Raw genomic sequence first — 26315 nt, 5'->3', positions numbered from 1 at the left:
TTTCTAATAATTAAGCTTTTTTAAATAGCATTTCTTAGTTTTGTTTCATCTTAAAAATGACAATAAATTAGAATGCAACTATATAACCATTATGCAATATATGATTCAGGACTTTCAATTAAGTCTCTTTTTATAAATAACCTATTAAAAGGTTTAGCACCTAAACCTTTCGACCACTTTAAGGGTAAAAAAGGATTATATTTTTCAAATTTCACCTTAAAAAGTTTTTTGAAAGAGGAGGTATTGCATAATGATTATTCACTTTCTAAAAACGAAAAACGAAGTATCAGAACTTTTTCAAGCGGAGAACAGAAAAAAGCTTTATTAAAGTATCTACTATCTAAAAATCCGGATTTTCTTATTTTAGAAAATGTATTTGATATGTTAGATAAAGAATCAAGAGCATCTTTATTAATTGAATTGGGAGAAATATCGAAGAAAACACCAATTATTCAACTGTTTAAAAGGAAAAGTGAGTTACTTCCATTTATTTCAACCATTCTACACATAGAAAATGAAGAAATATTATTTATTGGAAGTGCTAATGAATTTGAATTTAAATTTAAAAAAGAACAACTAAAAGAGGTAAACGCTCGCATTCCAAAACCTTTAAATAAATTTGAAGTAGTTGAAAATCCATTAATTCAATTTAAAAATGTATCTGTAAAATATAATGGTCGTACTATTTTAAATGATGTTAATTGGAAAATAAAAAAGGGAGAATTTTGGCAATTAATGGGGCCCAATGGTTCGGGTAAAACAACTTTGCTAACAATGCTTATTGGAGATAACCCAAAAGCTTATGGAGAAGATATTACTATTTTTGGTGTTAAAAAGGGAAGTGGCGAAAGTGTTTGGGAAATAAAAAAGAAGATTGGATATGTAACTCCAGCGATGACTGAATTATTTAAAGGTAGACATTCGGTTGAAAACATGATTATTTCTGGACTTTATGATTCCATTGGTTTGTATCAACCGCCAACTACTACAGAAAAAAAATTAGCTTCAGAATGGATTGAACTAATTGGACTTAATGGCTTTAAACAAACTTGGTTCCGAAGATTAACTGAAGAACAACAATGTTTAGTTTTAATTGCAAGGTCAATGATTAAACATCCTCCATTATTAATACTTGATGAACCTTCAAGCGGTTTAAACGATTATAACATTGCTTTTTTAACCAATTTAATTAATAAAATGGCTAAAGAAACTAGTACTGCCATTATTTATGTTTCACATAAAAAGGAAAAAGGTTTAAATCCAAGTCATATTTTTGAATTGGTTCCATCTAAAAACGGATCAATTGGATTGGTAAAATAATAGTGTAGTTAGATGTAAAATTGAATGAAATTTCCCTATTATAATAATTTATTGAAAATAAATGAATTAAATAGCCATTATTAAAATTATTGGCACCATCTTTGCAAAAGTAAAAATATAATAATTAAATTACATTACAATGAGTAAAGGAACAGTAAAATTCTTCAATGAGACAAAAGGTTTTGGTTTTATAACTGAAGAAGGAGTAGACAAAGATCATTTTGTACACATTTCTGGATTAATTGACGAAGTTCGCGAAGGTGACGAAGTTTCATTTGATTTAGAAAATGGAAAAAAAGGATTAAACGCAGTGAACGTAAAAGTTATCTAATACATATACTTCAAAGTTTTATCGAGCCCATCAATTTTATTGATGGGCTTTTTTTTTGCTTTAATTTAAAAAATGAATTAACAAATTTTTTTGATTATATAATATTACAAATTCCCTAAAGTTTTTAATAAAGTTGATTTGCTTCTGAATAACTTAAATTCTGTATCTATTTCCTTTAATTGGCTTTCAATTAATTTAACTTCCCTATAATTAACTAAAAATAAGGATCCTTCACCAAGGCTAAACTTACGGTCTTCACTATTTACAATTTTTTTATAATCATTTACTAAATCGAGCAAAATATTATGTTGTACATAATATGAACCTATTTCTTGTAAAATACTCTCAATTTTATTCTTTAAGCCTACCTCGGTAGCTAAAATATCAAAATCAATATCCTGTAATTTTAATTTAGCTAGCTTTAAATCTGCTCGTTCTTTTCTTAAAAATAAAGGAAAATTAATGTTTATTCCACTTTTATAGTTGGTTGTATTTAATGAATTTATAGCATTGTAATCTGTTGTTAAAAAATTATACTCTAAATCTACAGTAGGAAGTAAGTTATTAGTTTTTAAGTTCTTATTTACCTTTAAAATTTCTTTTTTTATATTGAGCTCTTGAATTTTAGGATGATTTTCTATAACATCGTTAGTAATATTTAAGGTTGAACTATTTAATACAGCATCAATATTGCTAATTGTGTTAACATCTGGTATTATTTGAGATTCTATTTCAAGAGGAATGTTATTTTCAAACCACAAATAGTTTGAAAGTTCTAATGAAGACTTTACATATCCAATTTTAGCTTTCTCGAAATCCAAAATTCGATTTTTTAAATTAATATTAGCTTCAAGGGTATCTATTGCAGGTTTATCTCCTGCGTAAAAACTACTTTTCACATTTAATAATCTTGTGTTGGCATTAATTAGGTAATCTTGATAAACTAATTTTGCTTTATAGTTTTTCAACCAATTAAAATAAGAAATAACAGAGTTGAACAAAATATCGTTAATTAATAATTGTTGTTTAGCCTCAACTTGTGTTGTATATAATTTAGCTTGTTTTAATGTGGCCATTCGCTTATTTGTAAGCAAATTTTTTGCGAGTGGAATAGATATACCTGCACTATACAAACCGTTATCAGGAGTCTTATTTTCCAGGTTTAAATAGGTTCCATCATTATTTTCGTAATTGGCTTTTAGTTGTATACCGTACCAAATAGGAATTTTAAAGGTAGAATTCAATTTATTATAATATTCTGTTCCTTTGAATTTTTTACGATTATAATCTATTTCTAATTTAGGATCAAATGCACCTCTTGCTTTAAGTAATTTAGCTTCGCTTTCGGTAGTTAAAAGTTTAGCTTGCCTAATAATTGGATGGTATTTTTTTACATATCCTAAATATTCTTCCAAAGTTAAAATGGTATCGTTTACTTGAGAATAACCTATAGAACAGTTTAAAAACATTAATATAAAAATAATTTTTCGCATTATGCCTTCTTTTTATTTTTTGAACTATCTAATTTTTTATTTGGCTGATAAAAGTTAGGAGGGAAGCTATTTATTTGTCTCCACAACTCAAACCATATAGGTACATCTTCTAATAACGCAATAGCTTTTGCTCCTGATCCAACACGAATTGCTTTTGGCCAATCAACATCATTCAAATCAGGCGCTAATAGTACACGAAACATACCATTATCACTAATAAAATTCTCAACAGCTACAACTTTTGCTCCATAAGTCCCGTAAGATACATTTGGCCAACCACTAAAAACAATTGCAGGCCAACCATCGAATTGTACACGTACACTCTCACCAATATGCATTAATGGTAAATCAATAGGTCGTATATACATTTCAACTGCTAAATCATAATTTGCAGGCATTATATTTACAAGCTGTTCTCCTTCTTTAAATGTTTCACCAACACCAGATTTAATAGCTTTATTTATAAATCCATCTTGTGGAGCTGTTACAAATAACAAACTATTACGTTTTTTATAGTTAGCAAGACTTGTTTCCAATTTAGATGCTTGAACTTCTGTCTCAAATCCACTAGATTGTGCCGCGTATAAGCCACTTTGTGCTTTTGCTATTTTATCTCCATAAGTGGCATTAATTGTAGAAATGGAAATTTCAGAATTAATAAATTCATTTTTCGTACTTAAATATTTATTCTCTTGCGAAATTAATTTAGCATCAGTTTCTTGAAGTTTTGCACGTTTTTCCTCAACATCTTTAACAGCTTTTAAACCTTCTTTTTGAAGTAAAACCGTACGGTTGTATTGAGATTTTGCTATTTCTGCACTTACTTTAACAGCTTCTAAATTCATACTATCTGTTTTAACTTTTAAACGTGCCTGTATTAATTTATTTTTTGCTTGTTCTAGTTTTAAAGTACGTTCATTTTGTAATGCCGAAATTTGATTTCTTAATGCAAGCACTTTGTTTTTATATGCTTCTACAGAAGATGTTTTAGCTGAGAGTTGGTTATCGGTTCTTTCTGCTAATCTTTCGTCAAAATAATCACTTTTAACCTCGGAAATTCGGAGTATAGTATCTCCTTTTTTTACAAAATCACCTTCTTGAACAAACCATTCTTCTATTCGTCCGGGAATTTGTGATTGCAGGGTTTGTGGACGTTGTCCGGGCTTTAATGTAGTTACATTACCACTACTTGAAATATTTTGTGTCCAAGGTAAAAATAAAACTAGTAAAAGAATAATACTAAATACAGACAGAAACCTTTTAAATCGTTTATGATATTCTTTTGTGAAAATGTCCTTTCCAGATTTAAAGTTTTTAATATCAATATATTGAGAAACTTTATTGTGAGATATATTTAACATAGTTTACAGTTTGTTTATAATATTTCCGTTTTTAAGAATAATTTTTTTATTACATTTTTTATTCCAACTTTCGTTATTACTCACAACAATTAAGCTCCAAGGATTCAACTTGTTTGTGATAAAATTGATAATCTGATCTGCCTCATTTTTATTGAACTGGTCTAAAGGGTCCTCTAAAATCAATAATTTAGGTTTTTTAACAATTGCCCTTGCTAGTATTATCTTTTTAGCTACAGTATACGCAATTTGTTTTCCCTCAGGTTTTAAAAACGTATTTAATCCTTGTGGTTGTTGTTTTAAAAAATTGGTTAAACCTAAATTATCAAAAGTGTTATAAATTTCTTCATCAGTAATTTCTGTATTACCAAAAGTAATGTTCTCTCTTATGGTACCTTCAAAAGGTGTTTCCTCAGAAAGAGATAACCCTAATTGAGCCCTATATTTATTAATATTTAAACTTTCTATTGATAGGTTGTTTATAAAAATATATCCAGCGGAAGGAGCAATTACTCCAGAAATAAGTTGAAATAAACTTGATTTTCCCGAACCATTTTCTCCGTGTACCAAAATCCTATCATCTGGGTTTATGGTAAACGAAATATTATTTAAAATAGGGTTGCTTTTTCCATTAACTACATATGTTACATCTTGAAATTCAATAGTTAAATCTTTATCTTTACTAATTAATTCTCCCTCTTGAGATTCAATAGGTTTGTCAACAACTTGTCCTAGTTTTTCTATAGAAGTTAATACATCATAAAAAGACTCTAATCCTAATATTAATTTTTCTACAGAATTTATTACTAAAAGTATTATTATTTCTGCAGCAACAAATTGACCAATATTCATACGTTGATCTAATACTAGAAATCCTCCAATTAATAAAAGCCCTGCGGTAACAAGTACTTTAAAACCAATCATTTGCGCAAATTGAATTATTAATATTTTAAAATGATTTTCTCTGGATATTAAATAACTAGCAACCAATTCATCGTTTTTAGACATCGCCAAATTAGTTTTACCAGAAAGTTTAAAACTTATTACAGATCTTGAAATTTCTTGTAACCAATGTGCTACTTTGTATTTTATTTTTGATTCTTTTAAACTAGTTTCTAATCCAGGTTTTGCTGTATATTTAAAAACTATATAAACTAAAAGTAACAGCAGAAATCCGAAAACAATAAAGAAAGGGTGGTAAAAAGAAAGCAGAATTAACGCAAATATAATTTGTAAAAAAGCAGATGGAACATCTATTAAAATTTTTGATAAACCTTTTTGAATTGTTAAGGTATCAAAAAACCTGTTAGCCAATTCTGGAAGATAATAATTACGTAATTCACTCATTTTTATTTTTGGAAAGCGATAACTTAATTCTAACGATGCTCTTGTAAAAATTCGTTGTTGTATAGTTTCAATAATACGCATTTGCATTAATTTTAGAATTCCAGAAAGCGCAACTCCACCAGTTACTAAAACTATAAGAACAATCCACGAAGTTGATACTTGAGCCCCTTGTAATAAATTAATTATAGCTTGAATACCTAATGGTAAAGACAATGCAACTAAACCTTCAAATATTGCGTAATACGCTACCTGAAAAATATCTTTCCGTTCTAATTTTAATAACCCTACAAAACGTTGCCATGGAGATAAATTGTTACTGTTCATTTTTTGATAATGTTTTTAGTGCTAAATCTGTAAAAAAAGTAGTTGGTGTATTTATTACATTGCAATTTGTAATTGATTTAAAATGTGCTTTTAAAAAGTGTTGATGCAATGCGCCTTCAATTATAGTGCTGGCTAAACTTAAATTGTATTTATAAGTTTTATTATATTCATAAATTATTTCTGATAAACGTTGTACAACTCTTTTAAACGACGTAAAAGAGCCTTCTTTGTTTTCTAAATCTACATTTTTAGTTAAATATGATTTCGAATTTTCATTAATAACAATATGGTTTAAAAGTACTTCATTTATATGATTATAATTGCTATCTTTTTTTGTAGTTTTTGTTACAATTTCAATTGCTTTTTTTAGTTTGTCTTCTTTAATGTTTAAATTATAAGTTTCAAAAACTAGTTGATATTCAATCCAACTCCAATACCAGGAGGTTAAATAAACTAACAGTTTATGTTTGCTTTCGAAATATCTATATATTGAACTTTCATTAGATTCTATAATTTTTCCTAGTTTTTTAAAATTGAAATTTTCAAAACCATTTTTTTCAATAAAAATAATACTGTGTTCTATAATATTTTTTCCTAATAAAGACGATTCTGGGTCTTTTAAATAAAGCCCTTTTGGAACTTCTATTTTAATATTAGATAGTAATGATTTCATAATTAAATATTTTAAATGCAAATATAATAGTAATACTATTAATTAAGCTTATTTGAGCACAAATTTTATATGAAAAAGTGTTAATTTTTTGTGAAGACTTAAGTAAAACAAAACTATTAAAAATAAAACTATTCAATTTAATATACCCAACCATAACAATTTTTTTGTGCCTTAAATAAATTTTAAAAACTAGTTTTTTTAGTGTTAACTAATAGAAGTAATACTATATTTGTTTTTTATTTTGTTATGCTAAAAAAAACTTTTTTAAGAGCTCTTTTCTTTATAATAGTGTTAAGTAGCTGCACATTTGATTTTTCTGAAGATTATTACAAGGAGATTGAAATTACACAACCAACTGCTTCATTAACACTTAGTTTCTTTGAAAATAATATGACATTAACTCAGCCTGTTAATGTTAACTATTTATATAATGGAGCAAATAAACATCGTTTATATAAAATTGATATAAGCATTGATAATAAATTGATTCTGAGCGATTCTTATGAAAATGGAACATTTTACATAGATGTGAATAATTTAGAAGAAAGTACACATAAGCTTAAGGTTGAATATTATTTCTCATCAGGAACGGGGAGTTTAGCTGATGTTGCTAATTTGGAGGCTTATGTAATTACACAAGAATATACTTTTTTGGTAGATAAATCTATTGGTGATGCTCCAAATATGTTAGATGTGGAAATTTTAAATGGAACACTTTTTATTAGTTGGGATATTTTGAAGCATTCAGATTTTAATGAAGCCTATTTAATTATTGAGAACGAGAATAATCAACATATTGATCAAATACTGTTAACAAATGATGAGTTGTATTCAGGAATTTATAACGATAAATTAAGTGTTACAAATTCTTTAAAGTATTCTATAATGTTAAAGAATTACTATACATCATCAATTAGTAATAAAGTGGCTATTGAAATACCTAAAGTTTCTATAGAAACAGAAATACTCAATGAAAATCAACATGTAATGAGATGGAGTTCACATGCATTGTATGGGAATTTTGATTATTACAAGTATAGCAATTATGGATACTCTGATGAAATATTAGATTCCAAAGGAGGTGAATTAATTTTTGATAAATCTCCTATATTTGGCGAGAATATACATCATTATTTATATATGTATAGAGGCGAACAGCAGGTTGGTTCTATTACGGCAACAAAAGAGTTTGGAAAGTCTTTTAGTACCATTTTAGCAAATGAATATGTTTATAGTTCTAAAACAAATTCATATTTCGCATTAAAAACAGTAGGCGAGGACTATTATGAAGCTATTCAGGAATTATACCTATATCAATTAGACCCAATCAATTTATCAGTGCTTTCAAAAATGCGGTTAGATAATGTGGTAGCATCAACTTATCGAAATTTAATAATTGATCCTGTTTCAAATAGTTTAATTGTGGATACTGAAGAAAAATCTTATAAAATTAATGCTTCAGATTTATCTATTTTAAAAACTTGGAATATTGAAGATTATAATTTTAATGGATACTCAACAAGACCACATTATAGAAATGGTTTTATGTATATAGCCGATTTTAGTGGTTCGGGATATTTTAATATTTATAACGCAGAAAACAAAACATTGATTTACAGTGGTAATATTAATTATTATTTTAAAGTTTCTGATGATGGAAAGTACTTTTATAACCAAGATGCTATTTATAAAATAGAAAACAATAATGTAGTTTTAGTTACTTCAACAGATACTGGAAGTTCAATTCATACAATTGGTTTTCTTTTAGATCAAAACAAATGCATTTATAGCAACGTTAATTCAAATCCTGTTATTTATAATTTTAATACTCAAAATAAAACAGTTTTAAACGAAATTTTTGATGTAAACGACATACAATACGACCAAACTTCGGGAAAAGTATTTTTTGGTCAATTACACACAGATTCATTTGGAGGACATAAATCTTTTGCAAATATTTATAATTTAAATACAGGAGCATTAAAGAGACTTCAAATTTACGATAGTCACTATGTAGGAGTTTACTTTAGATATTTAAACAATAAACTAATCTATTCTTGGGGCTTATACCTTGATACTTACATTAACCAATAATGAAAAAACTAATTATACTTTTTTTAGTAACGCTTTTATCAAGTATTTGCATAAAAGCACAAGAAAACGGTTTTTATATTGATGCCAATTATAATACTTTTTCACATAAAAAATTAAAATCGTTTCAAGAAGAATTTAGAGCGGATATTGTTGATGTTCAGTTAATTAAAAATGATGAATTCCCTAGTAATATAGGTTTTACCATTGGTTATAAAGTTAGCGAACTAAATGCATCATTTTTTGCGAGTTATACTTCAACTGGAGGGAAAGTTTCTTATTCAGATTATTCTGGAGTAATTAGGATTACAGAAGCGATTGAAGGCATTACTTTTGGTGGTGAATACTTGTTAAATTTAATTCCTATTTCTCAAAATAAAGGTGAATTTAATGTTGGTTTTCGTAGTTTTTTTATTCTTTCTAAATTAGATATTGAAAGCTACACAAGTATTGCTGATCAAAGTGAAACAGATTCAATTGGATTTAATTCAGTTGATTTAGGTGGAGGAGTAAGAGTAATTTATGAATATCCAGTTGGTTTTTTTAAACTTAGAGCTTCTTTAGGTTTTGATATAGTTTTAGGAGGAAAATATTTATTAAAAGAAGATCAAGAGTTTTATTTACAAGACAATTCTGGAGACGCAGTTAAAAACGGATGGACAGGTTTAAGAGCTGGATTAGGAATATTTATTCCATTGCAATTTTAATGCTTTAATGTTATTGTTTTATTATATTAACTATATAAGTGAAAATCAGGACAAATAGTTGGTAAGAATAAAAACACAAACAGGAAGAATAAAATAGTCCAAATTACGCCCATTATTATAGGATAAGCAATAAGTGTTCCTTTATATTTTGGTTTTATTGAATGCGCTATAAGACCGTGAATTCCTGTATTAAATAATAAAAAAATTAAACTAGCAAAAACAATTAAAAATACTTTTGAATGTGATTCCTTAACCATAAAAAGTACAATTCCCATTATTACTGAGAGCCCTAATAACAGTTGATATATTCTTCTAGCCATTTTAATTATTTTTTAACTAATTTTTAAAAAATGGAATAAACCAAAATTATTTTCATTAAAACTAATCATAGGAATATTGCCATAAATTTCCATTTTTTTTACTAAATCTTTATGGAATAAACTTTTAAAAAGTCCTTTATCTTCTCTTTCAAGCATCACAACAACATCTGCATTAACATCACCTAAATATACCCTAAGTGTTTCAAATATATTTTTAGAATGGAGTATATTAAAACCTATGTTTTTATAGTTAATCTTTTCCTTTAGCTTATTTTTAAACAATTCCATTTTTATTTCAGAATCAAATTCTTTTTTGTCGGCTATATTTACTACTTCTATTTTAGCATCAAAAGCGTTTGCAAAACCAGTTATTTTTTTAATAACTTCTATGTCTTTATCCGCTTCAAAATCAGATGCATAAACAATGGTTTTAATTTCATTAAAGTAAGCGCGTTCTGGAATTGCTAAAACCAAACAATTAGCTTTATCAATTAAATTTCTTGTTGTATTTCCTATTAGTAAATCTTTTATTGCGCTTTGACCTTTCATTCCTAATACAATCATAAAAGCTTTCATTTGATCAGCTTTATTTACAATTCCATTAACTACTGATAAATTTTCAATAACATCTAAACTTATATTCATTTTATTTAAATCTTCTCCTAATTGATTATAGCAAAAAGCTTTAAGTTTTGAATATTGTTGTTTAAATGTGTCTTTGTCAAGGTTAGGAAAATGGTCGTGACTATCGGTACCTAATGCTGTTGGATAGCCAAAAACATGAACAACAACAAGATGGGTATTCATTTTTTTATTTATTGAATATGCGTATTTGAGTGCGGTAGTAGAATTTTTAGAATAATCGATGGCAAATAGCATTTTTTTCATAGTACTATATTTATTTGAATTCTACTTCAAAGTTATAAATACAACTAAAGCATTTAAATGATTATGGTCATATATGTTGTTATTTATAGGTTCGAATAATTGATTAAAGTCATTAAATAAACTAATCAATACTGCTAAATTTCAATAATACTTTTTAAAAATTAATAAAAATGAAAGCTAGAAATATTTTATATATATTAATGTTGAAACCGAATTAAAAAACTTAAAGTTTATATATTTGATACTAATTAAAAAAGAAGAAAACTGGCTAATAAAAAAGCTAATTTTTATAATTAAAATAATGAAGAAATATTGCACACTAGCGTTTTTACTATTATTACTTATTCAGAACTTTTCTGTTAATGCTCAAGATTTAAATAAAACAGCTAAGAAAAAAATTACAGAGTTAGAAAATTTAATGTCTAAAGCTCAAAAAAAAGGTTTTGATGTAACTAGAGAAATAACAGTTGTATGGTTTTCAAAAGAGTTTTTAAAAATTGCTAAATGGGATGAAAATAACATTCCTTTTATTCAAAATTCGTTAGAAAAATTTAAACCTTTAAAAGGTGATAAGGCAGCAATGGCTAAGAACCTTCCTATTTTTGAGCGACAAAAAGTTATTGAAATTTTAGATAAAGGAATAAATGATTTGACTTTAGTTATGAATGGTACCATAGTAAGGAGACCTGTATCAAAAGTAGATTGGGAAAATATAAAACTTGAAAATGATCAGTTTACAAGTAATGGAAAACCTGTGTTTTTATATGATTACTTTTCAAAATCAATGGGAAACCCAACTTCAGATAGTAGAATTTATAACGATCATTTAGGAAATATTGATCATATTGGTGGATTTACGCCTCAATTGTTAAATGAAGATCGCACATTTGTACCCTGGACATTAGATAAAATTAAGAATCATCCAGACAAAAAGGTTGGTTATAGCTTACTTTGGAATACAAATGTCCCTAAATGGGTTAAAAAACAAGAGCCTGAGGTTACTAAAGGAATATGTACTTTTATTGGTTTTGATATTGATAATCCCTTAATGCGTGATGTTTGGAGCGACATTTTACAGAAAACAGGATCTATAACAAAAGGAAGGAAATCTGTACAATTAGGTTACATTTTAGCAAATGAACCACATTGGTTTTCCGAAAAAGGTAATTGGGCATTTAAACGTGGAGAAATGAATGATCTCTCGTCATATACCTTAAACAAATTTAACAATTGGCTAAGAAAAAAATATAAAAATAACATTACTGAATTAAATAAAAACTGGAATACAAACTTTAGCACTTTTAACGATGTTACTTTCACTTTTCCTCTTGAAAAACATACAAAAGGAACACCTTTAAGATACGATTGGGACCGATTTAATATGGATAGAGTAGTAGAGTGGTTTACTTTTTTGCAAACAGAGTTGCATAAAACAAATCCTGAAGGTGACACACATATTAAATTGCAACCACACTTTTTTTCTGATGATGAACGCTCTCACGGAATTGATATTGAAGCATTGACTGAGCTAACAACTATGATAGGTGATGATGCAAAAACAAGAGAAAGAGATATTCGATATGATAAGTTTGAATTTTGGGAAAAATATTACTCATATCACTGGCAAGAACTTTGTGTTTCATATGATTTTATGGAATCAATTGCACCTGAAAAAATACACGTTAATTCCGAAACTCATTTCCTTTCAAGTGTTGCTTGGCGAAAGCTAGATACTTCTCCAGAATATGTTAGAAACAACTTTTGGTTAGCAACATTACACGGTATGGATGCTGGTTTATCTTGGTTTTGGGCAAGAGATCCAGATGGTTCTCCTGAAGCTAGATTTGAAAATAGTGTTTATTCTAAAGATGTGGCGCTTGCAAAATCATTTGCTGCATCGGTTAATATGCAGCCTCAAGTAGCCAACGAGTTAACTCAGGTAATGATGGATTTAAATAGCTTTTCAGAAGAAATTATGGCGTTACGTCGTCAAAGAAAACCGTTAAGATTATTTCATTCTGAAACATCTGCAATTAACAAAGAGCATCATATGACGCAACAATATGATTTGTATGAATCCTTATTTTTTGAAGGCTTTCCGGTTGGTTATGCTACAGAAAGAATTATTAAAAAGCAGGATGCTAAAAATTGGGAGGCCGTACTTGTTTACAAAACAGAATACGTAACCGATTCGGAATTTGAAACATTACAAAACTATTTAAATAACGGAGGAACTGTAATAGTTGATAATAATAACAGTCTTTCAATGAACGAATATGGGCAAAAACGTTCTAAAAAACTTGTAAAAAGTAAAGGGCATTTACATACTTTAAACACTACAAATTATAACGATTTAAAAATGTTTGCTTTAGATTTAATAAAAGATAATTTACCGGAAGTTGTTTTATCAGAGTCAAATGGTTTAAAAAATAAAGGGTGTAATTGGAGAATTGCATCAAACAACAAAGGTGGTTATATTATGACAATTATTAATTTAGGTAAAAATAAAGCTCAACTAAAGGTTGCTATGAGAAATGGTGATAGCGTTAAATGCACAAATATGCTTACTGAACAACCATTAGATTCAGAATTTGAACTTGATGTTCATGGAGTTTTATTACTTGAAATAACAAAATAACTTTTTTTAATTAATTTGAAATTTGATTGCAAACAACCTTTAATTTTAAAATTTATAAAAAGTAATAACTGAACATTTTTGCTATAACATTGTTGCCATAACCATAAGTGGAAGTTCCCCTTTTTAAAATGCGATTAAAATAATAGTAGAACATATGTACAAATTTTTAAGTTTTCTTAACTTATTAATTTGTACACTATATAGTTAAAAACAGTTTAGAAACAAACTGTTTTTTATAAGTAATTAAAGTTTAAAAATAATTATTTTTCCTTTGGTTTAATAACTTTACCCGTCTTAGGTTCAATTGTAATGCCGGTTTTGGGTTCTATAGTTATTCCTGTCTTAGGTTCAATTGTAATACCGGTTTTGGGTTCTATAGTTATTCCAGTCTTAGGTTCAATTGCAATTCCCGTTTTTGGCTCTATAGTAATTCCAGTTTTGGGTTCAATTGCAATTCCAGTCTTAGGCTCAATAATTATTCCTGTTTTTGGCTTAATTTCTATGCCAGTTTTAGGGGCGGTTTTTCGTTTATCCTTGTTAGACATATCATAATTTTTTTAATTAATATTATACTATATTAATAAAAATTAATTACTTTTCCTAAGAATAAGACATTGATATTAAGTGTTTAATGTATATATATGATTAAAATATATGAATTTTAAAAAATTTATAAGGGAATGTCACGATAAAGAAGTTTTTAAAAAACTATCTATTTATATAGTATCTTGTTGGGTGCTTCTTCAAGTTATAGCGGTAATTTGGGAGCCATTAGGATTGCCTCATAAATCCGTATCTTTTTTTCTTATCCTTGCTTTAATTGGATTTCCTATTAGTGGTTTTTTGGTGTGGAAATTTCATTTGAGACATTTAGATTATAAAGAAATGACTTTGAATGAAGATGGTAATTTGGTTAAAAAAGCATTGAGAAATAGTCCTTTTCAAAAAATGTATTTTTTAATATTGTTAATAGTTTCCATTATCTCTCTTTTAATAGCTTCTCTAATTATAAATAATAATTTTAATGATAAAAAAGTAGTTCAAAACATTGAAACTAATGATAAAATTGCTGTTTTAAAATTTGGAAATAATACTGGCGATAAAAAATATGATATTGTTAGTAAAATGACCGCAGATTGGGTAATTCATAGAATTACGGAAAACAATGTTGGTCAAGTAATTTCACCTGAAATTGTTGATGATTATGTAGGTTTAATAAACACTTCTACAAATCTAAAACCGCTTGATAATGAACGAATAATTAAGGAATATTTTAGTGCTGGTAAATTAATTTCGGGTAATTTTTATTTAAAAAATGAAAAGTTATTATTTCAAGGATCCATAACTGACGGAGCTAAAAATATCCAACTAATTTCGTTTAAACTAGTTGAATGTGATTCAGAATCCCCACTTGAATGTATAGAGAAATTAACGCAACTTATATTAGGCTTTCTAATTTCTGAAAACAGTGAAAATTCGAATTTACAAGTAGAATCACCACCTAAATATGAAGCTTTTAAATATTTAATAGATGCAAAAGAAAATATTTCTAATTCTAATTTGTATATAGAACTTCTAAACAAATCGATAGAGGCCGATGAAGATTATTTTGAACCAAAAGTATTAAAAGTAGCTTATTATTATAATGTTGGAGATTTTAAAAAATCCGATTCTTTAAGGAAATTAATTACACCAACATCATATACAAATAATAGGCAACTGAATTTACTTAATATGTATGAGGCACTGTTAAAAGGAAATAACAATAAAGTTTATAGCTGCTCCAAAAAAGAATATGATATAACTCCTTTTGACTTGTTATCAAACTCCAGTTTTATGACAATAGCTCTTCAATTTGTTAATAAACCAGAAGATATCAATCCTATTTTTGAAGAAATTTCTATGAAAGGAATGGATGTTGAAAATTGTACATATTGCGAATACAGAATTTATGTAAAAGCTTTATCCGAAATTGAATTGGGTAATTATAATACTGCCATAGAATTGTTGATTGATATTAATGATAAAATTGATAAAGTGAAGTTAAAAAGAACTTTGTTAACGGCATATATTCGTTCTAGAAACGATAAAAAAGTTGAAGAATTTATTTCAAACATTGAGTTTTCAATTTCCACAAAAGATATTCAAAATTTATATTTACACATTGGAAAAGAATATTTATTACTAAATTTAAAAGAAAAAGCGAACAACTATTTTAATAAGCTTATTGAAAGTTGCAAAGAAAATAATGAAGATGGAAACTTGGCATTAGCTTACTTTTTTACTGAAGATTATAGCAACGCTGCTAATATGTTTCAACAAGAACTTATTAAAAAACCTGACAATGTAAATATTTTATCGAAACTAGCAAGTTGTAATTTTAAACTAGGTAAAGTAACTGAATCTGAGCTAATAATAGAGAAGCTTAAACAATTACCTTCAGCTTATAATTACGGTAATATAGAATATGCGATAGCCCAGTATTTTGCAGTTACGGGCGAAAAAGATGAAGTAGTAAAACATTTATTAAAAGCAGTTTCTCAAGGAAATTTGTATACCCCAACTACATATTTAAACGATCCATTATTCATTTCATATTTTGAAGATGAAAAATTTGAAGAGATACTAACTTTTTGGCATTAACAAACTAACTAACTAAATTATAAAAAATGGCTATTCAAGATTCTTCGCAAGAAATAAGCAAGGTTTTAACCAATTTAGATTTTATAAGTAAAGTAATTGAACATCTAATTTGGCCCATTACCATACTAATTATATTTATTGTTTTTAGAAAGCATTTTTCAAATATAATGGAAAAATTAAGTGGAATTGATGCAACTTCAACAGGTATTTCATTAAAATTTGATCAACAAATAGACAATGCAATTGAAGATTTTTTACCAGCTTCAGAAGATCCTTTAATTGCAAAATCAGGTATTCAAATTGATGAAAAAATAGAACCTGAAATTCCTAAAACTCCATACCAGCAAATACTTAATATTAGAGATTCTATAAACCATCTAATTTTTATAAAATCACAAGAAAATAATATTACTACAATCAATAAATCAGGTAGTAATCTTATAAATGAATTGTTAATGGTAAATGCTATTACTGTACAAAAAGCAAAATTATTTAAAACTTTAATTGATTTAACCGCGGCAAGCGATAAATCAATTAGCCAAGCACAAGTAAATAAAGTACTTCTTTTATTTAATAACCTTAAAAAGTAATAGTTATGACAAAATTAAGCAATGCATATGCACTTATAATAGGTGTAGAGGATGTTAAATTAGATACTTTAATAGATGCCAAGGCTGTTTATGACTTATTAATTGATGAAAATTTGGCGTGTTACAATCCCGACAATATTATTTTTGTAAAAGGAAAAGAGTCTACCAGAAAGGGAATTTTAGATGCATTTGATAAACTACAAGAAATGACCAATGAAGATTCTTCTGTGTTTTTATATTACACAGGTCACGGAGGTTACGGCCTAGGTCAATACCATATTCAACCTTATGGTATGATAGGTACAGCAGATATGGCGCCTAAAACTTGGGTAAGTGCTAAGGAGTTAAAGGATAAATTAAATGGATTAAAATCTAAACGACTTATTTTCTTTTTAGATTGTTGTCATGCTGCGGGTATGACAAAAAATGTTTTTTTTAATGATGATAATAAAGTTGAAAGCAAATCAGGGATAACTATAGATAACGATGATGTAGCAGATGGTTTAGGGCAAAGAATAGATAATGAAAGAGGAGTTTCTATAATATCATCTTGTAGAGAAGATCAATTATCATATCAACCAAAAGGAGAAAATAGTATTTTTACTAAGTGTTTGGTTAATGCAATTAAAGGTAAATATAAATCTCATTTTGAAGAACCTTTTATTAGAATTTATGATGTTTCAGGCTATGTTCAAACGGAAGTTCCTCGAATAGCAAAACAATTGGGCATTCAGCAAAATCCTTATGTAAACCTTCAATTGTACGATAATTTTACACTTAGTTATGTTCCTAAAGAAATTAGAGATAAGTTTTCTTTCGATACAATTAATAAACCAGAAAAAGTTGATAGTAAAGAATTAAAAGAAGTTGTTACATCTTATAGAGAAACAGAAGGATCTAATAATTTATTACTTTTTGTTCATGGTTTTTCAGGTGAAGCAGCCGAAACTTTTGGTATTATACCTGAATTATTGATGAAGGATGAAAGAATGAATGGTTGGGATATGAAACCATTAGGTTATTCACCTTATGTAAATCCAGAATTTGGTAAAGATATTTGGGGAGCAATAACAGATATTGATAAAATTTCAAATTATTTAGTTACTTCTTTTAAACATAAATTTGAGAAATACGACCGAATTGCAATTGTTTCACATAGCTTAGGTGGTTTAATTGCTCAAAAAGTTATTATTAATTTAAGTGAAGATTTTAGAAGCAAAATTTCACATTTAATTTTATTGGGAACGCCTAACTTTGGTATAGAAGCTTCACAATTAACCAAATTATGGAATAATAAATACCAAGAATTAAGTAGTACTGGAAATTTTATAGTTTCATTAAGAAATGAATGGGATACTCTGTTTAAAAATAAGTATCCATTTAAATTAAAAGTTGCAGCAGCAACAGATGATGAATATGTAAATATTGCTTCAAGTTTTGGATCATTTTCACAAGATTATTGCGAAACCATATCTGGAAATCATTTATCTATGGTTAAACCAACAGATGAAAATAACGATTGTTATGCGTTAATTATAAACACTTTAACAAATAATGATTTTTATAATAAATATACAAATAAGGAAGAAATAAATATAGCACTGGGTAAATATGATGTAGTTGTTAAAAAATTATTACCAATTTCTAATTCATTAGATATAAATGGTTTAAGACAACTTATATTTAGTTTAGAAGGAATGGATAGAAAGGAAGAGGCCCTAGAAATATTAACAAATCACCCATTAGCAAAGGAAAATGGAGATCTGTTGGGGATTATTGGGGGAAGATATAAGCGTTCATATCTATTAAATTATTTAAAGGAAGATGGTGATCGAGCTTTTAATTATTACAATAAAGGCTTGGAAATTGGTATTAAAACAAACAATTTAAATCAAGTTTATTACCAAGCCATAAATCTCGCTTTTTTAAGTATTGTTGTAAATGGAAATGAAACAGAAATGCTAAAATATGCAAATCAGGCTTTAGAAGCAGCAAATGCTTGTAGAAATAATTTATGGAAGTACGCAACAATTGCTGAAGCCAATTTGTATTTAGATAACCTAGATGTTTCAAAAGAGTATTATACTAAAGCAGCTGAAATGTCAGGAATAAGAGAGAAAATATCGATGCATACAAATGCTTATAAAGCATATACATGTTTAATGAATACTGACAATCCTAATGATGATTTTATCAAGTTTTTACATGAAAGTTTTTTAGTGTAATCCAGGAAAAAAAACATTTAAAATAGTCTGGATAAATTTTACTATATTGGTTGTTAGATAATTAACTACTATTGCTAACTAAAATTATTTAATATGTCTACGAATACTATTTTTATTAGTTATTCTCGGAAAGACTCAGCTTTTGTAACAAAATTTATTAAGAGTTTACGGGATGCCGGAGCCAATTTATGGCTTGATAAGCAAATAAAACCTGGTGGTCTTTGGGATGATTCTATAGAATCCGCTTTACAAACTTGTCAGGATGTTTTACTTATTTTATCTAAAAACTCTGTTGAATCTAACAACGTAATGGATGAAATTTCTTACGCTTTAGAAGAAAATAAGCGTGTTATTCCAATTAAAATTGAAGAATGCAATGTACCATTTAGACTAAGACGAATTCAGCATTTAGATTTTCACTTAGAAGAAGAAAGGAGTATGGCGTTACTTCTGAGAGCTTTAAGTTTAAATTCGGATAATGATATTGTAGAAAAAAAACCAATTTTAAAAAAAGAGGCTCCAGAATTGAATGATAAAATTTCTGAAAAAATTGAAAGGCCAGGTGTTGCAAAAGAATTTGGTAATAAGTCAAAAAGATTGCGCCTACTAAAATATATTTCGGGAGTAATACTTGCTGCTGTTGTTGCGTATTTTATTATTGAAAATAATTCAGAAGAAATTGTAAAAGATACACCAATAGAAACTGCTAATTCAATTGAAGAACCTACTATTATTATTGAAGAGACCGCTATTACACCAGAAGAAACTGCTATAACAGAAGAAGAAGTTGTTTCTGATGTTGAAGATTGGGATAAAATTAAAGAAGGAATTAGTATTGAAGATTTTCAAAATCATTTAGCAAACTATTCTGAATGTGAACATGTGGATGAAATAAATGGTTTAATAAGCGTTTTACAAAATGTTGCAGATGAAGAAAAAGAATGGGAAAGAGTTGTAAAAAGAAATACAGTAACCGATTATTTAAATTACATCAAGGATTATAAAAAAGAAGGAATTTTTTATAAAGAAGCTCTTGGAAATTTAGATAATTTTTTTGTTTCTAATGGGTTTGTGCAATTTTCTTCTTCAAATGGCGAACTATATTTCACCATTTTCGAGAATGAAAGTGTTGTAATTCCAAAAGTAGGGGATTTAATAGTTGCCAAAACAGCTCGAAATATTCATAAAGGACCATATGGTACACCAAAATTTGGTATTAATGTTCATACATCTAAAAAAGATGAATTTTTTAAAGTGAAACAAGTTTTACAAAGTGGAACTTCATATTGGATTCAGGTTTCATTTTAACACTCAATTTTTAAAATAAGTTTTTCTATTTAAAACATTGATTATATAACAATTAACTATCACTAACTAAAATCATTTGCTATGTTTACTTCAAATTTAATTAAGATTTTCCTGTTTTATAAAAACATAATCTTAACAATAGTACAAAATGATCCTATGTCCAATTTAACAAATCGGTTAGGTATTATTATTGTTGCAACCATTATTGCTTATTTTTCTCGATTTATTCTTGTTCGGTTTATGAATAGATGGATGATGACAAAATCATCTAAGGTGGACAAAAGTTCTAATATTGAAAACTCAGCTAATGAAATTAAAAACAACCAAAAACTATCTTTTGAACATTTTAATTCCGAATCAGATATTACAGAAATTGCAACTCATCGTAAAACGTTGGTAGAACGTGCTAAAAAAATGATGATATTTCAATATACTACAGATCTTTTAATTATAGCAGTATATGCTATTGCTGGCGCAATTGCATTTTCGGACAGTTTTATTTTAACAGATTCTATTGCTATGTCATTTTGGTTATTTGTTCTTTTATTTTTAATATGGGCAAGCTTAGGGCAAATAGGTTACAGACATCAATTTACAGCCTATAAAAATGGGGTATTTGATGTAATTGCTCCTTTATGGAAATTTATTTTTGCTGTTTTTCAATCTAAATGGAAGTTTTTAATTTCTTTATCATTGTTTCTAATTGCCTTATTTGAATGTTTATTAGATTTAAGTATTGGTTTGTTTTCCGAAGGATTGCCAATGTTATTTGCAATTATCTTTCATATATTTATGGTTTATCGTTTAAATAAAAAAGCTAGAAAGCAACCGAATATAATGCTATTAATACTTCGAGTATTTTTAATTAAAAAAACTTCGTTATTTACTTTTTCTCAATTAGCCAAATTTTGGAAACATTTTGGTTCCTACTTTACAGTTGCAGATCCATCATTTTATAAAGTTTACTGGAAACGAAATTTTAAGCGAACCTTTCCTGTGTTTATAATAATTGTATTTTTATTTTACACGCAGTTAGAAAATAATATGGACGGAAATGAACTATTTGGAGGTTTTATTGCGCTAATGTTAATTGGAGCCATTATATTTATAATAGCAAGTGTAAGAGGAATGAAACGTAATTTTGTAAAAAACTCAGATGCGTTGCAAAAAGAATTAGACAGATTAAACAAAAAGCCGGTTAAATTAGATGGAACTTTTAAAGAAACACCAATTTCTTGTTACGATAATACTTGGCAATTAACTGTAGATACTTTGGTTAAAACAGCAAGTGTTGTTTTAATGGATTTGCGTGGGTTTTCAGAAAAGAATAAAGGCTGTGAATTTGAGGTTAATCTATTGCTAAATAAAACAGCTTTAAATCGAATTCTTTTTATAGGATATGAAAATACTATTCCATTAATAAAAAGCACTATTGAACGTAAATATGAAACTTTAGAAACGAGTTCTCCAAACATAGGAATAGAAAATCCAATTGCTACTATTTTTGAAGTAAAAAAAGAAAACAATAAAGAAACTCAATATATTATGGATATTTTATTGAATAAAGCGTTAAGTTGATTTTTAAAAAGAGATAACTATTAGTAAACTTAATTTTTGCAAAATTCTTTGGAAATTTTTTATTGAGAGGATAACTATGCAGTATTGCTCTGTCTTTAGAGATACTATTCGGCATTTTTCCAAGCTTCTTTTATAAACATTAAGTCTTTTTTAATGCTTTTGAAAACCTTTTTCTCATTAATAGTTATTTTCTTATTTCCTTTTTCAGCACCACCTAAATCATACTCAACGTGAAGAGAAACAGGAACGTTAATTTTGTATTTTTTTAGTAAAGAAAAATAGCGATTAAAATCTACCATACCTTCACCTAAAGGAACATTTATTGGCTGCCATTTTCCATTTATAATTCCCCATTTAACATCTTTTATTACAATAGAATTAATAAACGGTTTAATGCGTCTTAATCCAAGTTCCCAACATTCACCACCTTCAATTACAGCATGTCTAATATCATATTGACTTCCCATATATTTTCCTTCTGTTGCTTCTAAAATAGGAAGAAGATCCCAAACAGGAGCGCCTACATTTTTACCTGAATTATTTTGATACCCACCAATAAGTTTTAGTTTTTCATTTAGAATTTCTAAATCTCGTGATTGCTTTCCATATAAAGCTTGACTTTCAGTAATTGGTGTATCTTCAGGGTACTTTAACCAATCTGTACGGTAATTGGTAAAACCTAATTTGCTTGCCGTTTCTAAAACCGTCTTTTGTACTATATTTTTAGCATCCCAAACATTGGTTGACATCATTTTTGGGGCAAGACCATTTTTTTTCATAGCTTCTACGGCTTTTGGTAAATCATCCTTTACATTTTCAGGCAATACATGTCCTTTTGGTCGTACTGTTAAATCTAAACCATTAAAACCCATTTCAGCTGCAGCAGCAGACATATCGTTATAATCTAAAAACTGTAGATGTTTTGAGAATAAATGAACATTTAGTTGATCTTGTGATGACGATTCTGTTGTATTTAATACATTTTTAAAAGACATTAAGGGAATAGCTGCAAGTCCCATTGCAGAAAGTTTAGAAAACTCTCTTCTAGAAAAAATAGTTGAATGCTTACTCATTTTGTAGAATATTTTTATATGATTTTAGAGAGTATGAAAGATAGTTGATTTTGATTGGATTTGGAAATTAAGAATTGATATAGTAATATTCTGGAGGGTATTAAGTTTGAGAATTAATGGTAATAAATTATTAAGTATAACAGGAAATTTTGATAATAATTCTACTCAAGCCAAAAATTTTCATCTATTAAAAAGGACTTTTTATATAGTAAATATCCCAAAACGTCTATTACCTTTTATTATAAATGCAGATAGTTTCACCTTTGAAGTGTTAAATTAAAAACACTCAAAAAAAATGAAATATTATCTTATTATAGTAAATTTATTAATTATTCAAATTTCCTTTGCACAAGGATCTTTAAGTAATTCATATCCAGAAGTTTGGTCTTTAGAAGATTGTATTAATTATGCTTTAGAAAATAATATTACAATAAAAGATGCGGCATTAAATAAAAGCATTTTAGAAGTAGATTATAATAAAGCTAAATCGTCCAGGTTGCCAAATTTATTTGGTAGCGCTTCTCAAAGTTTTTCAAGCGGAAACACTATCGATCCAATTACTAGTGATTATGTAACGGACCAAATTAATAGTACAAATGTTGGATTTAAACGCGATGTTAAAACTAGAATGATTTATGATTCCAAGTTTGGATTTTTAAATAGTAACGAGATGCTTATACATATTAAAAACTATATGTATCAAATTCTCCAGCGCGCCATCATTCTTAATTATTGCTTCAGCCACTGGCTAAACCAACAATATAAAATGTATTATAATGTTCTGCGTTATGTAACTTGAGCTTTGCTTAAAAGCGAAAGTTGTTACTTCAGTTTCTTAAAAAAATTTATTCTCAAAAGTTTCTTCTTCAATGTTAATGGAACACTTTTTATGCGACGACGTAGGAGGGAAGCATAATGTGTGTGAAATGGAATGTTTTAATAATTTATCTAGCTAGCACAAACACTACGTTTTAAAAGCATGTACTCACCATTATTTTTAAACTCACGAATAGAAACACCAACATACTTTTTAAATGTTCTTGAAAGGTGGCTAACATCTGTAAAGCCCAAATCATCAGCTATTTCACTTAAATTATAATCAGAATTTAATAAACGAATTTCAACAAGTTTCAACTTTGCCTTTATAATATATTCTCTTAATGGCATTCTAACTTGTTTCTTAAAAAACTCACTAACATAAGTTGGAGACATTAAAAATACTTCAGCTAAATTTTCGACCTTAAGCAAGTTTGTTTGATCAATATGCTCATTAATATAGGTTAGCATTTTAGTTATCCTATCATCAGTATTATTTTCTGCGACTTCATAAATATCTCCTTTTTTAATATTTCTAATCAATATTTCTAAAATACTGGTCATTAAACTTCTTATTAGAGAAATGGACTCTTTACTATAGTTTCTAGATTCTTGTAAAATCATGTTAATCAGACTTTCCAAGTATTGTCTATCGACTTCACTTTTAATAATATCTCCTGGTAACTGATTGTAATTAGAAAGAATATAAGCAGCTTCTTTAAACCACTCGTCTCTATCAATTGATACTCTGTTGTTCCCCTTAAAAAATGAATCGGTAAATTTTAAAAACACAAATTTTGAAGGCGTTTCAATATCAAACTTATGACATTTTAAAGGTGGAAGTAAAAACATACTACCCGAACTATATTTATAATCATTGTAATTAATACATTGAGTTCCGCTGCCTTGTTTTACTAAAACCAATTCAAAAAAATTGTTTTTAACAGCTCTGGGTATCCATTTTGATAATTCCAATTCTTGTATTTCAAAAGGTTTATATGCTTCTAAAACTTCCATATCTATCTGTTTTTTATACAAATTTATGTAAAATATTATTATTTAAATCAATGGACCTGCTAAAAACCTTTAAAAATACATAAATACCCATTTTTTGTACAAACAAATTACTTGATGTTTCCTGTAAATTTGCAGTGTAATTAAAAACGAAAAAAATATTAAACTTTAAAAATAGAAACAATGAAAAAATTAATAGTATTAACATTTTTATCTTCTGTATTGATAATGTGTAAATCTCCAAACGATAAAAAGAATGTTCAATCTGAAGAATCAGCAACCCAAACAGAAAAAACTAATTATGAAATAAAAACTGCCGAAACAGTATTTTCTAGTCATGACATTAGACCTGGAAATTTAGCTGTTACAACAAACGGAAGAATATTTGTTACCATGAATCCATTGGTTTCACCAACAACTAAAGTTTTTGAAATAAATAAAGATGGGAAAAATGTTGCCTATCCTAATGCTGAATATTCAACTGGAGAGAACTCAAATCTAAAAGCAGTTATAGGAATTAGAGCAGATAGCAAAGACAATCTTTGGTTGTTAGATATGGGAACTAAACAATTTGTGGTTTGGGATACTAAAAATGAAAAATTAGTAAAAACCATTGCCATTCCAGAAGCTGTGGTAAAGCCAGCTAGTTTTTTACAAGATTTTATTATTGATGAAAAACACAATCGAGTTATCATTGCTGATATGACTCAAGGCGATTTAAAAAGCGCACCAGAACCTGCTTTTATTGTTATAAACACTGAAAATGGCGAAGCTAAAAGAATGGCACAAAACCATCCATCAATGATGCCAGAAACTGAAGGTGGATTTGCTTTAAACCCGATTGCGGTAGACCCTAATTTTAATTATGTGTATTTCGGAGCTTTAAATGGAAGAACTATTTATAGAGTTGCTGCAAGTAGTTTTGTTGATGAGGAAACATTAACAAACGGAATAGAAAAATTTGGAGACAAGTCTTTTAGCGATGGTATTGAAGTAGATGCAAACGAAAACGTATATGTAACAACCATCGAAAAAACTGAAATAGGTGTTTACAATAAAAATGATGGTTTTAAAACCTTAGCAACCTTACCAGAAGGTCAATCATGGCCAGATGGATTATACGTTGCAAACGATGGGTATGTTTACGGAACAATAGATCAGTTAAATAGAACAGCAGCTTTAAATAATGGCGAAGACGTGAGTACTGGACCTTATTTAGTTGTAAAAACAAAACTTTTAAAACAAAGATAATGAGCAAGTTAACAATTGTAGCAAGAATAATAGCTAAAGAAGAAAAAAGAGAATTTGTAAAAGCAGAATTATTAAAATTAATTCCAATTACAAGAGCGGAAAAAGGATGTGTCAACTATGATTTACATCAAGATAACGAAAATCCAAATTTGTTTTTATTCCATGAAAATTGGGTAAGCAAGGAACTCTGGCAAGAACACATGAATAATCAACATTTAGCCGATTACATAAAAGCGACTGAAGGTGCTGTTGAAGAATTCGTAGTAAACCAAATGACCGTAATTGGTTAATAGCTGTATGAGCGTATTCATTATAGAATACGCTTTT

The 26315-nt window shown here is 27.8% G+C and carries 22 protein-coding genes; 13 read left to right on the top strand and 9 right to left on the bottom strand.

Annotated features, from left to right (window positions below):
- The first annotated feature begins 72 nt into the window (after positions 1-72).
- Both Q0776_RS07955 and Q0776_RS07950 read left to right on the top strand, forming a co-directional pair.
- Complete coding sequence (locus Q0776_RS07955) at positions 73-1320, top strand: ATP-binding cassette domain-containing protein (RefSeq protein ID WP_298366803.1); 1248 nt, start codon at positions 73-75, stop codon at positions 1318-1320.
- Positions 1321-1459: 139 nt separating this feature from the next.
- Complete coding sequence (locus Q0776_RS07950; RefSeq protein WP_298366802.1) at positions 1460-1651, top strand: cold-shock protein; 192 nt, start codon at positions 1460-1462, stop codon at positions 1649-1651.
- 104 nt (positions 1652-1755) lie between these two features.
- On the opposite strand, the gene Q0776_RS07945 is transcribed toward Q0776_RS07950, so the two are convergent.
- From Q0776_RS07945 to Q0776_RS07930, 4 genes are read right to left on the bottom strand one after another with little or no spacing between them, the layout of a single operon-like run.
- The gene (locus Q0776_RS07945; protein ID WP_298366799.1) at positions 1756-3144 is read right to left on the bottom strand and encodes a TolC family protein; all 1389 of its coding nucleotides are present in this window, start codon (positions 3142-3144) and stop codon (positions 1756-1758) included.
- Positions 3144-4505: a biotin/lipoyl-binding protein gene (locus tag Q0776_RS07940; RefSeq protein WP_298366797.1), complete on the bottom strand. Its 1362-nt coding sequence runs from the start codon at positions 4503-4505 to the stop codon at positions 3144-3146. Before Q0776_RS07940 ends, Q0776_RS07945 begins: the two co-directional genes overlap by 1 nt.
- A 3-nt stretch (positions 4506-4508) precedes the next feature.
- Positions 4509-6173: an ATP-binding cassette domain-containing protein gene (locus Q0776_RS07935; RefSeq protein WP_298366795.1), complete on the bottom strand. Its 1665-nt coding sequence runs from the start codon at positions 6171-6173 to the stop codon at positions 4509-4511.
- Complete coding sequence (locus Q0776_RS07930) at positions 6163-6846, bottom strand: TetR/AcrR family transcriptional regulator (protein WP_298366794.1); 684 nt, start codon at positions 6844-6846, stop codon at positions 6163-6165. Before Q0776_RS07930 ends, Q0776_RS07935 begins: the two co-directional genes overlap by 11 nt.
- Before the next feature lie 246 nt (positions 6847-7092).
- On the opposite strand from Q0776_RS07930, the gene Q0776_RS07925 reads away from it, so the two are divergent.
- Together Q0776_RS07925 and Q0776_RS07920 are read left to right on the top strand one after the other, a co-directional pair.
- A complete protein-coding gene (locus tag Q0776_RS07925) occupies positions 7093-8940 on the top strand; it encodes a hypothetical protein (protein WP_298366793.1) in 1848 nt (615 codons plus the stop codon).
- Entirely contained in the window at positions 8940-9644 is a 705-nt protein-coding gene (locus tag Q0776_RS07920; protein ID WP_298366791.1) for a hypothetical protein, read from the top strand. The genes Q0776_RS07925 and Q0776_RS07920 overlap by 1 nt, the downstream gene beginning before the upstream one ends.
- A gap of 26 nt (positions 9645-9670) precedes the next feature.
- On the opposite strand, the gene Q0776_RS07915 is transcribed toward Q0776_RS07920, so the two are convergent.
- On the bottom strand, positions 9671-9964 hold the full coding sequence (locus Q0776_RS07915) for a hypothetical protein (protein WP_298366790.1): 294 nt from the start codon (positions 9962-9964) through the stop codon (positions 9671-9673).
- A 12-nt stretch (positions 9965-9976) separates the two neighbouring features.
- A complete protein-coding gene (locus tag Q0776_RS07910) occupies positions 9977-10852 on the bottom strand; it encodes a universal stress protein (protein WP_298366788.1) in 876 nt (291 codons plus the stop codon).
- A gap of 301 nt (positions 10853-11153) precedes the next feature.
- On the opposite strand from Q0776_RS07910, the gene Q0776_RS07905 reads away from it, so the two are divergent.
- A complete protein-coding gene (locus Q0776_RS07905; RefSeq protein ID WP_298366786.1) occupies positions 11154-13490 on the top strand; it encodes a hypothetical protein in 2337 nt (778 codons plus the stop codon).
- Positions 13491-13750: 260 nt separating this feature from the next.
- Here Q0776_RS07905 and Q0776_RS07900 read toward each other — a convergent pair whose 3' ends face one another.
- Positions 13751-14035: a hypothetical protein gene (locus Q0776_RS07900; RefSeq protein ID WP_298366784.1), complete on the bottom strand. Its 285-nt coding sequence runs from the start codon at positions 14033-14035 to the stop codon at positions 13751-13753.
- A 109-nt stretch (positions 14036-14144) separates the two neighbouring features.
- Between Q0776_RS07900 and Q0776_RS07895 the strand changes: the two genes are divergently transcribed.
- From Q0776_RS07895 to Q0776_RS07875, 5 genes are all read left to right on the top strand, one after another.
- Positions 14145-16133, top strand: a complete 1989-nt coding sequence (locus Q0776_RS07895) for a hypothetical protein (protein WP_298366783.1) — start codon at positions 14145-14147, stop codon at positions 16131-16133.
- Between the two features lie 26 nt (positions 16134-16159).
- Positions 16160-16723, top strand: a complete 564-nt coding sequence (locus tag Q0776_RS07890; RefSeq protein WP_298366782.1) for a hypothetical protein — start codon at positions 16160-16162, stop codon at positions 16721-16723.
- A gap of 5 nt (positions 16724-16728) precedes the next feature.
- The gene (locus Q0776_RS07885) at positions 16729-18948 is read left to right on the top strand and encodes a caspase family protein (protein WP_298366780.1); all 2220 of its coding nucleotides are present in this window, start codon (positions 16729-16731) and stop codon (positions 18946-18948) included.
- A 93-nt stretch (positions 18949-19041) separates the two neighbouring features.
- The gene (locus Q0776_RS07880; protein ID WP_298366777.1) at positions 19042-20256 is read left to right on the top strand and encodes a toll/interleukin-1 receptor domain-containing protein; all 1215 of its coding nucleotides are present in this window, start codon (positions 19042-19044) and stop codon (positions 20254-20256) included.
- Between the two features lie 156 nt (positions 20257-20412).
- Positions 20413-21834 carry a hypothetical protein gene (locus Q0776_RS07875; RefSeq protein ID WP_298366775.1) on the top strand — a complete coding sequence of 474 codons (1422 nt, stop codon included), beginning with the start codon at positions 20413-20415 and terminating at the stop codon, positions 21832-21834.
- A 104-nt stretch (positions 21835-21938) separates the two neighbouring features.
- Here Q0776_RS07875 and Q0776_RS07870 read toward each other — a convergent pair whose 3' ends face one another.
- Entirely contained in the window at positions 21939-22907 is a 969-nt protein-coding gene (locus tag Q0776_RS07870; protein WP_298366773.1) for a TIM barrel protein, read from the bottom strand.
- A gap of 295 nt (positions 22908-23202) precedes the next feature.
- Here Q0776_RS07870 and Q0776_RS07865 point away from each other — a divergent pair, with 295 nt between their 5' ends.
- A complete protein-coding gene (locus tag Q0776_RS07865; RefSeq protein WP_298366771.1) occupies positions 23203-23706 on the top strand; it encodes a TolC family protein in 504 nt (167 codons plus the stop codon).
- A 149-nt stretch (positions 23707-23855) separates the two neighbouring features.
- Here the strand turns inward: Q0776_RS07865 and Q0776_RS07860 are convergent, their stop codons facing one another.
- Positions 23856-24740 carry an AraC family transcriptional regulator gene (locus Q0776_RS07860; protein ID WP_298366769.1) on the bottom strand — a complete coding sequence of 295 codons (885 nt, stop codon included), beginning with the start codon at positions 24738-24740 and terminating at the stop codon, positions 23856-23858.
- Between the two features lie 180 nt (positions 24741-24920).
- On the opposite strand from Q0776_RS07860, the gene Q0776_RS07855 reads away from it, so the two are divergent.
- Together Q0776_RS07855 and Q0776_RS07850 are read left to right on the top strand one after the other, a co-directional pair.
- Positions 24921-25988: an L-dopachrome tautomerase-related protein gene (locus Q0776_RS07855; protein ID WP_298366767.1), complete on the top strand. Its 1068-nt coding sequence runs from the start codon at positions 24921-24923 to the stop codon at positions 25986-25988.
- Positions 25988-26278, top strand: a complete 291-nt coding sequence (locus tag Q0776_RS07850; RefSeq protein WP_298366766.1) for a putative quinol monooxygenase — start codon at positions 25988-25990, stop codon at positions 26276-26278. The genes Q0776_RS07855 and Q0776_RS07850 overlap by 1 nt, the downstream gene beginning before the upstream one ends.
- Positions 26279-26315 lie beyond the last annotated feature (37 nt).

Source organism: uncultured Lutibacter sp., from assembly GCF_947495725.1.
GTDB lineage: Bacteria > Bacteroidota > Bacteroidia > Flavobacteriales > Flavobacteriaceae > Lutibacter.
Note: the sequence above shows the minus strand (reverse complement) of the source record. Positions and strands in the feature narration are given on the sequence as shown.

Coding starts and splice junctions, on each gene's coding strand:
- Q0776_RS07955 (WP_298366803.1), top strand. CDS start 73: ATGCAACTATATAACCATTATGCAATATATGATTCAGGACTTTCAATT.
- Q0776_RS07950 (WP_298366802.1), top strand. CDS start 1,460: ATGAGTAAAGGAACAGTAAAATTCTTCAATGAGACAAAAGGTTTTGGT.
- Q0776_RS07945 (WP_298366799.1), bottom strand. CDS start 3,144: ATGCGAAAAATTATTTTTATATTAATGTTTTTAAACTGTTCTATAGGT.
- Q0776_RS07940 (WP_298366797.1), bottom strand. CDS start 4,505: ATGTTAAATATATCTCACAATAAAGTTTCTCAATATATTGATATTAAA.
- Q0776_RS07935 (WP_298366795.1), bottom strand. CDS start 6,173: ATGAACAGTAACAATTTATCTCCATGGCAACGTTTTGTAGGGTTATTA.
- Q0776_RS07930 (WP_298366794.1), bottom strand. CDS start 6,846: ATGAAATCATTACTATCTAATATTAAAATAGAAGTTCCAAAAGGGCTT.
- Q0776_RS07925 (WP_298366793.1), top strand. CDS start 7,093: ATGCTAAAAAAAACTTTTTTAAGAGCTCTTTTCTTTATAATAGTGTTA.
- Q0776_RS07920 (WP_298366791.1), top strand. CDS start 8,940: ATGAAAAAACTAATTATACTTTTTTTAGTAACGCTTTTATCAAGTATT.
- Q0776_RS07915 (WP_298366790.1), bottom strand. CDS start 9,964: ATGGCTAGAAGAATATATCAACTGTTATTAGGGCTCTCAGTAATAATG.
- Q0776_RS07910 (WP_298366788.1), bottom strand. CDS start 10,852: ATGAAAAAAATGCTATTTGCCATCGATTATTCTAAAAATTCTACTACC.
- Q0776_RS07905 (WP_298366786.1), top strand. CDS start 11,154: ATGAAGAAATATTGCACACTAGCGTTTTTACTATTATTACTTATTCAG.
- Q0776_RS07900 (WP_298366784.1), bottom strand. CDS start 14,035: ATGTCTAACAAGGATAAACGAAAAACCGCCCCTAAAACTGGCATAGAA.
- Q0776_RS07895 (WP_298366783.1), top strand. CDS start 14,145: ATGAATTTTAAAAAATTTATAAGGGAATGTCACGATAAAGAAGTTTTT.
- Q0776_RS07890 (WP_298366782.1), top strand. CDS start 16,160: ATGGCTATTCAAGATTCTTCGCAAGAAATAAGCAAGGTTTTAACCAAT.
- Q0776_RS07885 (WP_298366780.1), top strand. CDS start 16,729: ATGACAAAATTAAGCAATGCATATGCACTTATAATAGGTGTAGAGGAT.
- Q0776_RS07880 (WP_298366777.1), top strand. CDS start 19,042: ATGTCTACGAATACTATTTTTATTAGTTATTCTCGGAAAGACTCAGCT.
- Q0776_RS07875 (WP_298366775.1), top strand. CDS start 20,413: ATGTCCAATTTAACAAATCGGTTAGGTATTATTATTGTTGCAACCATT.
- Q0776_RS07870 (WP_298366773.1), bottom strand. CDS start 22,907: ATGAGTAAGCATTCAACTATTTTTTCTAGAAGAGAGTTTTCTAAACTT.
- Q0776_RS07865 (WP_298366771.1), top strand. CDS start 23,203: ATGAAATATTATCTTATTATAGTAAATTTATTAATTATTCAAATTTCC.
- Q0776_RS07860 (WP_298366769.1), bottom strand. CDS start 24,740: ATGGAAGTTTTAGAAGCATATAAACCTTTTGAAATACAAGAATTGGAA.
- Q0776_RS07855 (WP_298366767.1), top strand. CDS start 24,921: ATGAAAAAATTAATAGTATTAACATTTTTATCTTCTGTATTGATAATG.
- Q0776_RS07850 (WP_298366766.1), top strand. CDS start 25,988: ATGAGCAAGTTAACAATTGTAGCAAGAATAATAGCTAAAGAAGAAAAA.